The sequence below is a fragment of the Paenibacillus sp. ov031 genome (assembly GCF_900143165.1).
In the GTDB taxonomy this organism is placed as follows: domain Bacteria; phylum Bacillota; class Bacilli; order Paenibacillales; family Paenibacillaceae; genus Paenibacillus; species Paenibacillus marchantiae.
Window position 1 is genome coordinate 1951004 of the sequence record NZ_FRDO01000001.1, and the last position, 14565, is coordinate 1965568.

The window sequence follows — 14565 nt, forward strand, 5'->3', positions numbered from 1 at the left end:
TTCTCCTTTATTGGTGGATTAGGTACCTTTTACGAGTTGGAAAATCCCGTGGAACACATGCTCTTGCATTTGTTTCTCATTATGCTGAGAAATCTTCTCGGGCAAGAGCGCTTCCGAAAGCGCGCCGCCAAATAGATCATGGGTTTCGGCAATTTGTCCGCCCAGGATCAGACGAGCGGGGCGAAACTCTGCCACGTACGGACGCAACATTTCCCCAAGCCGCTGGCCGTAAAGCTGCCATACACGGATGGCGGAGGAATTTCCCTGTCTGGCCGCTATGGCCAGATGGTACACGTCCTCTCCCTGCCTTCGAGCATCATGGCTATCTGCCAAGGCCAAAATCCCTCGGCTTCCGAACAGATCATCCACGGTTCCTCCGTTGTATTGCTCGGCATACAACATGCCTGAGTCGGGAATTCCCCATTTTCCACTGACAATGGACCGGTTCTCAACGAAAGCGGAGCCAAGACCCGTTCCCAATGTAAGGCAAAGCAATCTGTCCTGTGGAAAAAGCCTGCTGACCCCCAGAGCGAACAGGGCAGCATCATTGCCAAAACGAATATCTGCGGCGGCAAGCTGGGTCATCCATGTAGGAGCAGTGGGCTCCGCTGCAAGCGCCGTTAATTCACACCGCAGCAGTGTTTTTAGATTGAATTCATAAAGCTGCTCGTATTTATTCAATCCCTGGATACGGGAAACGCCTGTGTCGTATTCAAAAGGGCCGGGGAAAGCAAAACCGATGTGAAAATTGGCAAAAGTGCCCCGGGTCCCTTTATCTGTACTTAGCCTCTCCATGTAGGCGACGTATGCTGCGGCAAGCTCCTGGATCACGCCAGCCAGATTTGAGGCGATTTCATACGCGCTACTGTCGGAGTGCGATGACCTTTTGACATAAAGTTGTGGTAGAAGATTCCCGTCACTCAATACAACGGCACCCTTCAAAAAGGTCCCCCCGGCATCAATGGCAATCGTTACGTCAGGGTTCATAAAGGTTCACCAGATTTCCAGTGATGCGGAAGCAGAGGCGTGTTCCAGTCTGGGGAAACCTGTGCCCGGATCAGAGTGCACGATCGGTCACCCAGAGACTCCAGACGGAAACCTCCGACGGAGGCAGGAACGATATACGCTTCCGCGTACCCCCACTCCACAGCCGCTGCCTCATCATCCAGCGGAGTCAGCCGCACACGATCGCCTTCTACGAGGTTGAACATAACAAACTCTCCAGCCGTGTCGTCGATCCACTCTCCGTCCAGTTTTAATCTTTTGATCTGAAAAAGCAGATCCTCCCGTTCGCCCAGCAGCTCTTCCTTGCTGTCTCCCTGTACCCGGCTTTCCTTTGGAACCGCTATCAACTGCTTCTGAACGTATTCCGTGTCAAACTGTTCCTGCATGTTGGCTCTGGCATGATCGCCGTTGATCGGACGCGGCCGCCCGTCTCTGTCTAGCCGCAAATGGTCGTATATTTTGAAGGTAAACCACCAGGTTGTCGAAGAGATCTCCAGCACCAGATTGTTTTTGCCCGAAAAATGTACGGCTCCCGGCGGGATCAGAAACAGGTCACCCTTATTCGCATCCCAAATATTCACATATTCTGGGATCTTCAGCGGTTGTCCCAAGGTGTGGGCCGATTCAACCGCCTGAAGCAGCTCCTCCCCGGTTGTACCCTCTCTGAAACCCAGTCCCACAAAAGGTTTGGTGCCTTCCTTCTGTTCCATAATGTAATAGGATTCCTGCTGCGTCATCGTTTCGTTGAAGGTCTGCTCGATGTATGCCTGCTGGGGGTGGACCTGCAAAGACAGATGATCCCCGTCGATCGTATCGAGATAATCAAACCGGATCGGAAAATAGTCGCCAAACAGTTGCACATTGCGCTCGCCCATAATTGCTTCTGGATGAGCCGACAGTAGCAGCGGGAAAGGAAGCTCCACTATAAAATCCCGATAACCGATTAATATCGTGTTTTCCGGTGCGATAGGTTCAAACCCCCATGCGCAGTTATTCCAATCCTTAGGTAGGTCGCATAGTTCTTTTAAATACTGTCCGCCCCAAATCCCCGGTGCAAAATACGGCTTTACTCGAAAAGGCTGCTGGGCTGTTGAAGCCAAAAGTCGGCGCAGCATAGGAACGGTGACCAAAATGGGTCGTTCCCGGTTGTTCGTATCCACGTAGTAGTCAAAGTCATACAAGTGGCGTTTGCGATATTCCTCCCAGACGGGCCACTCCAGAAACAAGGCCTGTTTATAGGTTTCGACCGTATCCAGGCAAGGACCTAACCCCAGAGACCCCATCCCCTGCTGATGCAGTTTCTGCTGTGCTTCTCTCGATAAGTCGCAAAATAGAGAAACGTTCGTTAAACCTGATGCTGTAGAAAGGAAACCAGAGCCTGGCCCAAAGGTCACAACGATGGGGGCTAACTGATCTACGTTTGGCGACTGGACCTCTGCATGTTCAGCGGAGTGATAAAGCCGAAGTTGATCGTCTACATCACTGAGCCAGACCGACTGTGCATGTGGCCGGAAATAATCCTTAACGCTGACGTCCGAGGCTACAACGCCAAAAGCACGGTTATCCGTCAGATAAGGGTGAAACTGCTGAAGCAAATCTGCAGAAGACTTTAAATAATCAGCGCTGTCAATCTCAATTAAAACCCTGCTCTCTAGGTGGCAGCGCGACCGAAGTATTTCCAGACATTCGCTGAATGCGGCACCATGCGTACCGTCAATGACCATATAAAAAGGAAGCAAATCATTCTGTACACATTCGGGCCAAATTAGATCAAGCCATTCTTCATACGCATTCCAGATCCCCGGTTCTGCCTCTTGGTCGGGCTGAAGCTGAATGAAATTAATTGGGTTGGTTTGAAAAGCCAAAGGGGCTATTCGGGGCATGTTTAAAACCTCCAACTCTATATCGATTTATGTTCATCATTGTATAGGGAGTTGGAGGTGCTGTCTTTAAACGATCAAGCTGTGTTTTTGTACAATCAGGACATTCGGGGTGGGTAATGCATTTTGCCAGAGCGGCCTTCGGCAAACTGATTGCGTCGGAATTTGGCCGGGGAAACACCAAGCTCGCGGGTGAATATCCGGGTAAAATAATGCACGGATTGGAACCCGCACTGGATGGCGATATCTTTAATTGGTGTCTGTTCATTTAACAACAGCCCAGCGGCTTGCCGCACGCGCCGTTCCTGAATGTAATGAACGAAGGACTGCCCCAGATTTTCCTGAAACAATCGGGTCAGGTGACGGGATGAAATGTGGAGGTGCCTTGACACCGTCATAAGCGTAAGCTCATTGATCAGATTATCATCAATGTACCGTTTGGCCTGTCGGAACAACGTATTTGGTTCCACGGGCTGCCCTCCCGTGTCGGCCGAGTCTGTTCGAGTCGGAACGTGCAAATCTGCTATCGATAACAACAGAGAAGCGGAAATTTGCTTTACAGCAAGAGGAAGAGTTGCCCCAGGCTGGTCGAAAGAAGTAATGAGCGCTTGCCATAAATGGCCAGTTGGCGTAAGGTCCGCTTGCTGGGCTACGCTTTGTCCAAGCTCGGCAAGGCGACGGAAGGATTCAGTATAATAAACATCTGTATGGACTTCATCCAGTTCGAAAGCCACATAAGAAAGTGTCAGTCCGGTCTGGCTGCGAATTTGATGCCATACGCCTGGAAGAGATAAAAATGCTGTTCCTTTATTTAAAGCATAATGCTGGTTTTGCTCTATGTAGCTTCCTTCACCGTCTACCACATAACAAGCCTCAAAAAAGGAATGCCGGTGGAAGGCATTGTCGAAATGATCGGGCATGAATCCCCAATACAAAATGGACAATGAAAGCCCTGTTTGCTCCACTTTTGTAATATAACGATTGCATATTTGATTAGCCCGGCGGAAGCTGGCTTCGATGGTCATGGCGTTCCTCTCCCTTCAAGCTCTCATTATACGTTTGCATAGCAAAAAGGCAAACCGGAAGTCGGTCTGCCTTTTTGAGTATTTTTCAACTAGGTAAATCAGATGATGCCCTTTTCGCAATACGATAATAATCTGCTAAATAAAACTGCTGCCTCAGCCCGGGTCAGATTACGTTTCGGATTAAGCCTGTGATCTGGTGTTCCTTGAATGAGTTCAAGCTCAATGCAAATCGCTAATGCTTCCCTGGACCAGATTCCTGCCTTATCCGCATCTTTGTACTTAGACAGTACCATTTGCGTTGTACTGGAGTCTTCTGGCAATCTCCCTTTCATCTCAAGCGTTCTTACTATAATAACGGCCATTTCTTCACGGCTTAAGGGTTTCATAGGTTCAAATAAATTACCCGCATAGCCTTTAAACAAACCTGCATCCGTCGCAGCACGAACATCATCCTTATACCATTTATCTTCGGTTACGTCTTTAAATGATGATGACCCATCAGCCTTAAGACCAAATGCTCGGGTTAACATCGCTGCAATTTCAGAACGGTTTATCGTCAGATCTGGAGCAAATTTCTGATCATTCATGCCCTTGATAATCCCTTTGCTCACAAGAGCTTTAATTTCCTTGCTTGCCCAGTGTCCAACCGTATCGAGAAATGCTTTGGATTTGGTGTTACCCGTATCCGGCTTAGCTCCAGTTTGGTTATCCTGATCAGACCCATTATTTGTTCCTGTACCAGGATTAGGCTTGGTATCGGGTTTCGTACCAGTGCTTGGATTTGATCCGGTGTCTGGGTTTGATCCTGTTCCTGGATTTGTACCCGGATTGCTGTTGTCTTTCGCCTTTACTTTGACAGTCGCAATCGCTTTAATGTCCGTCCCATTGACCGCGCCTTTCATCTGAAAAGTACCTGCCTGTGCGTAAAGGGAAGGATCAATCGTTTCCCATACAACGGTGGCCTTCTCAGTCGTATCGTTACTCAAGGATACAGTCACTTGCGAAGGCAATATCGGTGTAGAGCCAGCTTCCGTTTCAACCTGTACACTCTCAATAGATACGATGTTAACTTCCAATTTTTCTTTAATGTAGAAATCATCCAGAATGAAGGCGTAATCAGAAGTTGGGCCTCCAGCGCCTTTGGATACCATTTTGAAAATAACTTGGTAATCATTTTGATCACCTGTCGTGAATTTTTTCTGGAAGCGAATATAACCCCCATCTTCACCCGCTTTATTACCCGGATTAGGTAGCGTGCTCAGTGTTTCCTTCAGCACAATTTCCCCTGTAGAACGTGATTGTACAGAAACCTCATAACCAGCATACTTTTCTAAGGTGTAAATAAAGCCTAAGTCATATTCTGTGTTTGGTTCCATTTTCACGCTGGATTCATTCGTTTTTATTGATTTACCAACATCAGTTTCATTCACTTTCAACGAATTCTCACCATCTAGAACCCAGGTCATTACAGGACCAACCTTGTTCTCAGATGCGGATACAACGGGGTTATTATCCTGTTTATTACTTTGATCGGTTGCAATATGAATTTGCCTATCCCCACCACCATACTCAAATGGCCCCCAGCCTTCGTACACATTTTCAAAATCCTCATATACAACGTAGCCCTTGTTCGTAGGGTCCTTCTCTACAGTTGTATGCTTCCAAATTCGCACATCGTCAAATTGAACAGTACCCGCTCCCCGATCAGCTACAAGCTTAACTGTCGCGGAATGAATGCCTGCCGGAACCTTGAATTCAACATTCATTCTTTGCCATTTGGTGTCCACGTACTTGAAGGATGATTTATGGATGCCATCTTGACCTGTCACATGATTGGAATAGGTTTGACCATTAACCGTGACCTGAAGCGAGGATTTCCTCCCCTTTTCAGTCTGTGTCCACACTCCGACGGTGTAATCCTGACCAGGCTGCAATCCGGTAATCTCCTGCGAGATTACACCTGAATTACTGCCGACCTCTGCGTATCTGTTCCAATTCGATTTGTTCATTTCTTTAGTGATATCGTATTCTGTATCCCCTGGAACAGTCTTGATTGTAATGTTTGCTGGATCATCGACTGTCCATGAACCTGGAACATTGAACTTCTCTGAATTGAAGGCAAAATCCTTGATCAAACTGCCTTCTCCCCAATTCCCTGCATTAGGCACCAAAGTCAGGGCATCAGCAGTTGCTGGATACAATACATAAGGCGTATTTTTCTTTGCCTTCGTAATCGTAAGAGATTCATTCCGAGCGACCAGCGTATCCACTAGAACTTTACCTTGTTGGGTCAATTCGTACATATTAAACTGCTTCACATCTTTAAATTCATCCGTCAACTGCCAAGTGGTAGAGTTACCTGTTGTGTTCCAGTGGTACAGCTTCGCACCATCGTTAACACCCAAGGTTTGATTAGCTTTTATATCCCACACCCATGGGATTAACGAGTTAGCCTCACCTGTATGACGCACTGATTCATCGGTAGTTGTTCCGGTATCTTTCCAAGCAGAGATCAGCTCGCCATTCTTGGTAAGCTCAATCATACCGGTGGATTTATTTCTCTTAGAGACGACATCATTATCAAAAGTTACTTGGTCTTCTTCATATTTCAGCACACCGAAATGCTGCATATACTTCGTCGGCAATACTTCATTGAAGAATACTGTTACACCCTGCTGTATGTCTGGCTTAGAATCCCCCCAAGTGGTCACACCAGGAATTTTTTGTCCTTTAAATAAAGCGTTCCCCACAAAAATATCCAGATTGTTCTTCACCATTCTAGAAAGGATACTCTTGTTCCCTTTATTGGGATATCCCAAATCCGGACCCCAGTGAACGAAATCGACACCCGGTTCAATCGGACCTGAGAATTCTGTTCCTACTTTGACTCCAAGACCATTGGCATATTGCAACAATTTATAGGCATTGTAGTCATTGCCGGTATACACGTCTACATAATAGAAATCTAACGCAGGATCTTTAGGGTCGTTGGCGTCCTTCGTGAGATTATATAGATTGGTTAACCGTGATTTCAGTTCACCACTCAGGACATCCTTCGTTTGATCTACATAATAAGCTGTATCGATCCAATCCCAACCTTTGGAGAGCTTATCTGTCTTCGGTCCATTAGCTGTAGCCCCAGTTAAATTGGAGTAATCCAGTTCGTTGGCATCGAGATGATATTCGGTTGCATTCAAATGTACGCCGACGTGAAGGTTGTACTTATCCCCCTCATCGATCAAATAATTGAAATCATCCAATCCACCTTGTCGTACACCAATATTAGAGTAGGAAGGAATATCATCATCATGCCCCTCCGCCTGATAGCCCTTATGCAGAATCATCTGTCCAAAACCGTCTGTAAAATTATACAGAACTTTTCCCGTATCCAAACTGTTCAAGAACGGATCATTAGCTTGACTCGCAAAATTGAAGGCAATGTACATCATATTGTTCTTCATATCCTGTGCGCCAAATGGCTCATTGTAAATTTCCGTTCGGTAAGCGACAGCCGCATCTTGCCAATCTGTCTTTTCGTCGTTATTGCGTTCCCCAGTGACGACCACTTCATACCATGGCAACTCTTCAGTCTCACTACTTTGAAGATGTCGATACGTCCAACTGCCTGGTTTCACCGTTATTTTATTGACAAGTGGTTTTTTCTCTGTGGTGATTATCAATTTATTGCCACCGCTCATGACGTTGTCCTCTGCCGATGCTGCCAGGCCATCTCCACTCACCATAGCCATCGTTACACCGGTCGTACCGCTTTGCTTCATAAGAGACATATCGTCAACCAGTTCCTCTGAGACTCCGTGCCACTCCCCGTTTGACTTATTCCATGCATACGATGCGTCTTTCATTGAACTATTCACATGAATCAGAGCGTTGTTCATTTGAATTGAACGCACTAAGAAATCCGGGCCGTCGGAAATTTTATCAATTTCAAATCGGACTACATTGTTCGCCTTTGCCTCGAGATGCCCATCAATCACAACGCCGATCTCATCAAACGTCATCGTGTACTGATATGTGCTAGCACTCTCTTTCTTCGACACTGTAGATGGTACATAATCCTTATTATTAATCTTCACACTATTCGTTTGCTCCACGTCAGCCTGCAGCTTGTGATGATCCACTTGATACTCTACAATGCCTGGAAAGTCTTTATATACAGTAACGGTCATACCATCGTTCCCAATCGTATCTGTCTCTTGCGCCAGCTTGAGCTTAGGTAGCGACTCAAGTTCGACCATTTTGAGGTTACTCACCGTCATTTGTTTGGTTCCATACCATGAACGAAGACCAAACCAACCCGGCACAACAGCCATCGATTCTTCAGATATTGAACCCATATCCGTAGCTACCCCATCAGGACCCGTAATGTTAAGACTAACCGTTGTTCCCACCAGACGAAGCTCAATATGATAATTTGTATTTGCTTGCATCTGATACGTATTCGGAAAGGAAATCTCATTTCCGTTACTTGTTGTGGCCTTCCACTTCCCATTAATATCATGAACGACACCTACATATTTATCAGCCGCCGAACCTCTCACGATAAAACCATAACGGCCACCATCTGATCCTGCGGAAACATTCGTGTTAAAATCAAAAGTGAGTAGCTGATCAGCAAATTTAGGACTATCCTTATCCACGGCTAATGAAACCCCTGGCATGTTCAATCGGATTTGGCTGTTTCCATTCGCGAGAACCTCTGGTTTACTGTTATCAAGAGGACCCCAGTTCTGCGCCTTATAATCTGGTGTATACACGCGAACCTCTTCTGCAGTGATCGCGTCTATCTTGACTTGAATCGCATGGGTCACAGAATTGTAGATGCCAAATGAACCTGGTGTATATCCAGTTACATTCACACTGCCAGCCCTAATTCCATTCACGTAAAGGCCTAGCTCGTTCTCGATCATTTCTACACGTAGCGTGTAATCTTTGCCAGAAGCAAGTGCAGTAGTAGCACCAATCTCAAAGGAATCATTACTGCCTTCCAGCTTGTATTTCCAATTCCCCGGACTTTCTTCGTAAATCACGATATTTCCAAGTGTAATCCCCGCAGCTCCATCCGCCTGCATTTTCACTTGATATATGCCGTTGGCTACTGGTGTTACATCCTTATTGATAGCAGCCGTTCCAGCATCCAACATCCCTTGCAAATATCCACTAGAAACTTGCGGCGTATCCTTGAAGCCTTCCCAATTTACGATTGAATCACCTTCATAGTACTCTTCATATCTCAGCTTGCCAACATGGGATGAAGACGTATTCATATCAAGGAATTCTTCAGTAAAAACAACATTATCAATATAAATGTAATTCTGAGCAACTACCCCAAAAGGCCCTTCCCCGAATTGCTGCCCTGTCGGTAAGTTTGCTTGCAATGTAGCACCATTAATACTTAAGATCACAGAATGATCGGCGTATTGAAGTCCAACTTTGTTCCAAGCATAAGGTAAAGGACTGAAATCCATAACATCAGAAACAACAAAATCGTTGCTGGTTCCGTCCTTATTTAATAACACCCATTTCGTGCCTTCATATTTCACAATAGCACCATCGCCTATAACAAATCCGATATCCGTTGTTGCTGGCTTCACATCCAACATATATGTAGCGCTTTGCAAGGACGGTGCATCCAGGTTCATTACGTTGTCTATGATATTAGAAAGTTTTAACACCCGATTACTGCCTTCTGTAATAATAGTAGAATCAGCACCAGTCCAAGTACCTTTAATTCCATCCTCGAAATCATTACTGTATTGTGCAATTTGTTTGGGTTCAATGATCTCATTCGTATATTGTACATTGTCGATTTGTAGCTCTACAGTGCTTCTAATGCGAAGTCCGAAACGCCCAGCTGCTTCAGAATACTGTTCAAACGTAATGTCGCCAATCCGCTTTTTATTCAAAAAAACCGTTAGTTTCTTACCATTAAAATTAAACATGAGATTGTTCCAACGCCCTTGAATCGGATAAGGAATCTCTTGCTTATCTCCCCAGCCCGTATTGGACTCCGGTATCCAGCTGCTCGGATCAACCCCGAGTTCATTGAAAATACTTGCTGAATCATTCATTCTGAAACCAAAAGCAAACCCTTGCCCACTAACCAATTTGTCCGGATTTACCAGTTTGAAATCTAATGAAAGAGTTCCTTGTTGAATTTGTGGCGAATCCAGATCCACACCTCGTTCGCTAGATCCTTTTTTAAGAGAGAGAACTTTATTGCCCGTAATATCCGTCACGACCGTTGCTTTCAGCCCCGACCAATGGGGTGTATAATTGGAGTCTTCATAATCTTGAACATAATTAACAATGTTTGAAGGCTTCTCCCTCGTGCCCACACCTTCAATTCTCACACTCTTGATGGCAATCTCTCCTGTAGCATAGCGCTTATACAGCCCGACTTGACCTAATCCAGACAACGAACTCAATAAATCAGTATTCTTATTGTAATAAGTCACGTCGTCTACAATGATCAGAAGCTTCATACCATTAAAGCCGATCTGAATGTGATAATCTGTGTCCATTTTTAGTTCTGGTCCGTCAAATGTTTCCCACTTACTTGTACCATCCGGACTCTGAATAACCCAGGTTGTGCCGGCATCATAACGAATAGCTATACCTTGGTTACTATCATTAGATCCTAGAACAAATCCAATATTGCTTTGATTTGTGCTGGTATACCGCATCGTTGTATCTATGATTCCTCCGGAGAGCCAAGGAGCCTTATCCCATGTTGCTATAGCTCCACTGCCACCCAGATTGTTAATCGTTACTGTCAATCCATTGTTTACTGAAGTTGTTCCATTTCCTTTGACGAAAGTTATGGCTTCCGGTTCCATGGACTGATAGTTATTCATATAAGAAACAACCTCTTGATTACTTGGAGCATTATTTTTTAATTCTGCTAAGAATGTATCTATATCTACATTTCCTGTTGTTTCCATACTCTTTTCATGCACCGTGATTGCAGCTTCAGCTTTAATACTCGTTCCCTCTACAGAACCCTTTACGGTAAATGTCCCTACCTGCGCATAGTTAGAAGATTCAATTGGATCCCAGCTCACCATGACTTCTGAGGTAGTGCTGTCACTGTATACTGCCTGTATTACCGATGGAATTGATGGCTGCTCATCAACGTATGTTTCAACCTTAATCGGGGGGATGCTCTCGATCGTTTTTTCCTGTGGCTCAATTGGCAATTCACCAAATTCTCCTGAAATAGCATAAGCAGTATTGCTAGGGAGTACCATCAACTGACTTGAAGCAACCAATAAAACCATCATCCAAATCCATAATTTGAATATCATTTTATTATTTTTTTTCCGCATCAAATCATTCCTCCTACAATAAAATGCTAGATTTTTATATTTCGTACCACTTGATCTCATTTGCATCCAGCTTCAGTGAGAAGCTGGAGCCATCACCGCGATAAACGACGGTTTCCTGTGGCTCATACGTATTATTCACCACGCAGAATTTGCCCTTTTCCACATAAGCATGAACCTCAACATTATAGTTCTCACTGAACCAGCTGTTCAGCTCCTGATCGCTGTGGGCGCTCCAAAGGATCGCACGGTACAGCAAGCGGCTATTCTCGAAGCTGTATGGTAAACCGCTTATATATACGCTTCGCCCGTCACCGAATTCATTCACCGCGAGTTGAACTTCCTTGTCCGTTTGACGAAGAATCGTAGTTCCTTCTAGGGCAAAAATATTTTTCTTTCCTTCGCCAAAGTTGATTTCCTTGCTTCCATCCGGATTGGTTTTACAATCTGCCGTAATGAAATGTTCATGCTCATCCCAGTTATATTTATCATAACCCAGCGTAAATCCACGTTCTTCCTCTACACCGAGGATGTTGGCCAGTTGGAAAAAGCGCCCATTGGCCTGATGCGCTGTGGGTTCGCCAACACCGATAAATCCACCGCCTTCATAAACAAACCTTTTTATGGCCGTAACGATATCCGTATCCAGCCACCATTCTCCACCCGTATAGGCCGTATCTGCATCGCCAACGTTTAATATGACGTCAATATCATCTAAGACGGAAGGATTTTCTTTGATATCGTCGAAGCTGATGAATTTCACTTCGAAAGGTGCACCAGAGAGAGCTTCAATAATACCGGCATAACTATAATTTTGCTTGTAATAAAGTGCATGATGCACCATATGGTTCCCCCAGGCCCTCATTTTGCCCCAACAGTTGAGCACGGCTACCGACTTGACGCAATACGGCAAGCTTCCCTGTACATTGTCATAGAGCGTACGGAACTCATCCGTAACGCTTTCTACATATTCAATAAACTCGGGAAAATCAAGGGCTAGCTTAAGATATCCGCCGTAGCCGATTCGATCGATCGGTTTGCGGAGAATCGCGCGTCGTGCGGTGACCCAATTTACTTTGGCTTCCTTTACGGGGTTCCCGCCTGTATGAAAGGTATCCGGGAAAAAGTAAGGTAAGAAACGACCTTCCGTATATTGCACGCCTGGGATGTCGCTGATCAGTCTTAGTGTTGAACCGTTACCTACACTTCCGACTACGGCATCCAGACCGATCGATGCAAATTCCTCCATGAATGGTTCTGTGCCGATCCAATGATCACCCAGGAACATCATGGCCTCCTTACCGCATTCGTGAGTAATATCGACCATTTCTTTGGCAAGCCTCGCCACTTCACGACGTTGGAATGCTTGAAAATCACGGAACTCCTTCGTAGGTATTCGATAGGTGTTGTTGTAGTAACCTTGGTCGATAATAAATTCAGGTCTGAACCTGTACCCGATCTCTTCCTCAAACTGTTCGAGGATATAAGGGCTAACTGAGGCAGAATAGCCGTACCAGTCCACATATTTTTCACGAGCGAGCTCATCAAAAACCAAGGTGAATTGGTGAAAGAAGGTTGTATAGCGAATCACATTGACATAAGGATGATCTTCGATAAACTTGTGAATTCGCTCCATCGTATACTCACGAGTCTTCGGTTGACGAACATCAAAGGTAATTTGATGCTCGACATCTTTCCATTCATTAGTGACCGCATTGTACATATGAACCGGATCCCACATAATATAAGCCAAAAAACTAACGGTATAGTCATGGAACGGCTGGGTTGTGATGGTGACATCGCCGATTTTGTCGTCATAGCTCCATTGTTCGGTCGGAACGACCTCTCCGGTTGTACGATCGATGACTTCCCACCAGCGCTGAATATCGTCGCGACAATTCACTTTGAGCATGTCGGGATAAATCCCCTTCATAAGGGAAATGGAAATGCTTTCGCCTTCAGCCGTATGAATGGGAGTCATCAAATACATTTGTTGAATCTCTTCAGGGTTGGCATTAGCCCATACGTTATCCTTACGGGTTGTATAATAAGTGGAATAGACCTTGGCATCGATATCCCGCAGTTCGGCGGGAAAGTCAGTTCCATCACAATCACGTACAGCGTCGGCTCCCCAGCGTTTCATGATCTCCAGGGTTTGCGGAATAACATCTAAATCAGTAGGGATCGTTACACGTCCTCTTTTTGTACTCATGGTTGAAAACTCCTCTATCTATATTTTCGGTTATATAGCCATAGCAGACCGATCAGCATAGCGAGACCAAGCAACATCAGACCCAGTCCAGGGGCTCCAATGTTCTTTTGGCCGACAATGACCAATCCGATACCGACGATAAAAACAATCAGCATCAACAAATTACGCAAATAATTCTTTGTAAAGTCTTCCATCATCGCACCTTATCCTTTCAGCCCGCCCATCGTCATGCCTTGGGTTAGCTTTTTTTGTACCAGAATATATATAATCAAGGTTGGAAGCATGACCAGCACCAGACCTGCATACATCTGACCATACTGAACTGCGGATTTTTGCGCTGCCATCAGGTTCATTAAGCCAACAGGTAATGTCTTCAGGGTCGGTTTGGTTAGGAGCGTCATAGAGATAATATATTCGTTCCAATAGGACAGGAAATTGAACAGAATAACCGTTACGATGCTGGGTTTGGCCATAGGCATAATCACTTGCACCATAGTACGGAAATAGCCAGCACCGTCCACCGAGGCCGCTTCCTCAAATTCTTTGGGCAGCGATTTAAAATATCCCGACATGAGATAGATCGTGAAGGGCAGTGCCATCGCAGCATAAACCACCGCGAGAACAAACAGGTTATTCAGCAAAAAAGGGTGTCCCAGCATGCCGCGGAGCATCTTGTCGCCGTTATTAAGCATCAGAAATATAGGAACAATGATATAGTTTACATTAATAAACAAACCCGCCATAAACATCATATTCCAGAATCCGTTCCCTCTAAATTTAAAACGAGAAAGTACATAGGACGCAGGCAATGCCACCATAAGCAGAAGCACCAGTGCGATTACCGTCACCAATACGGAATTGAGCATAAAAGAACCCATTTTTGCCTTGAGCCATGCATCAGCAAAGTTCTGTAAATGCATCCCGGCGGGTAGTGCCCAGGGACTGCCGTAAAACTCACTGTCTTGTTTGATGGAGGCCATGAATGCCCATAGAACAGGGATGAGGATGAGAATAGCTAAAGCGATCAGTATAACGTAAATGAAGCCTTTATATAATTTGTCGCTAACACCTCTCCGTGAGCGGTTGTTTGTATTCATCTT

At 45.3% G+C, this 14565-nt stretch carries 7 protein-coding genes; all 7 read right to left on the reverse strand.

What is annotated here, in order from left to right; all coding sequences use genetic code 11:
• Nucleotides 1-18: 18 nt before the first annotated feature.
• Nucleotides 19-987 (reverse strand): ROK family protein, encoded by a 969-nt coding sequence (locus BUA17_RS08250; RefSeq protein WP_072733202.1) that lies wholly within the window; start codon nt 985-987, stop codon nt 19-21.
• On the reverse strand, nt 984-2888 hold the full coding sequence (locus tag BUA17_RS08255; RefSeq protein ID WP_139295628.1) for a class I mannose-6-phosphate isomerase: 1905 nt from the start codon (nt 2886-2888) through the stop codon (nt 984-986). The genes BUA17_RS08250 and BUA17_RS08255 overlap by 4 nt, the downstream gene beginning before the upstream one ends.
• Nucleotides 2889-2983: 95 nt before the next feature.
• Nucleotides 2984-3910 carry an AraC family transcriptional regulator gene (locus tag BUA17_RS08260; RefSeq protein WP_072733203.1) on the reverse strand — a complete coding sequence of 309 codons (927 nt, stop codon included), beginning with the start codon at nt 3908-3910 and terminating at the stop codon, nt 2984-2986.
• Nucleotides 3911-4008: 98 nt separating this feature from the next.
• Nucleotides 4009-11256: an endo-alpha-N-acetylgalactosaminidase family protein gene (locus BUA17_RS08265; protein ID WP_072733204.1), complete on the reverse strand. Its 7248-nt coding sequence runs from the start codon at nt 11254-11256 to the stop codon at nt 4009-4011.
• A gap of 34 nt (nt 11257-11290) precedes the next feature.
• On the reverse strand, nt 11291-13465 hold the full coding sequence (gene gnpA / locus BUA17_RS08270; RefSeq protein WP_072733205.1) for a 1,3-beta-galactosyl-N-acetylhexosamine phosphorylase: 2175 nt from the start codon (nt 13463-13465) through the stop codon (nt 11291-11293).
• A gap of 14 nt (nt 13466-13479) precedes the next feature.
• Entirely contained in the window at nt 13480-13662 is a 183-nt protein-coding gene (locus BUA17_RS08275) for a DUF6903 family protein (protein ID WP_244552097.1), read from the reverse strand.
• A 6-nt stretch (nt 13663-13668) separates the two neighbouring features.
• Nucleotides 13669-14562 carry a carbohydrate ABC transporter permease gene (locus BUA17_RS08280; RefSeq protein WP_063562706.1) on the reverse strand — a complete coding sequence of 298 codons (894 nt, stop codon included), beginning with the start codon at nt 14560-14562 and terminating at the stop codon, nt 13669-13671.
• Nucleotides 14563-14565: the final 3 nt, after the last annotated feature.

Excerpts from the sequence above, each read along its gene's own strand:
- BUA17_RS08250 (WP_072733202.1), bottom strand. The coding sequence starts at position 987 with ATGAACCCTGACGTAACGATTGCCATTGATGCCGGGGGGACCTTTTTG.
- BUA17_RS08255 (WP_139295628.1), bottom strand. The coding sequence starts at position 2,888 with ATGCCCCGAATAGCCCCTTTGGCTTTTCAAACCAACCCAATTAATTTC.
- BUA17_RS08260 (WP_072733203.1), bottom strand. The coding sequence starts at position 3,910 with ATGACCATCGAAGCCAGCTTCCGCCGGGCTAATCAAATATGCAATCGT.
- BUA17_RS08265 (WP_072733204.1), bottom strand. The coding sequence starts at position 11,256 with ATGCGGAAAAAAAATAATAAAATGATATTCAAATTATGGATTTGGATG.
- gnpA (WP_072733205.1), bottom strand. The coding sequence starts at position 13,465 with ATGAGTACAAAAAGAGGACGTGTAACGATCCCTACTGATTTAGATGTT.
- BUA17_RS08275 (WP_244552097.1), bottom strand. The coding sequence starts at position 13,662 with ATGATGGAAGACTTTACAAAGAATTATTTGCGTAATTTGTTGATGCTG.
- BUA17_RS08280 (WP_063562706.1), bottom strand. The coding sequence starts at position 14,562 with ATGAATACAAACAACCGCTCACGGAGAGGTGTTAGCGACAAATTATAT.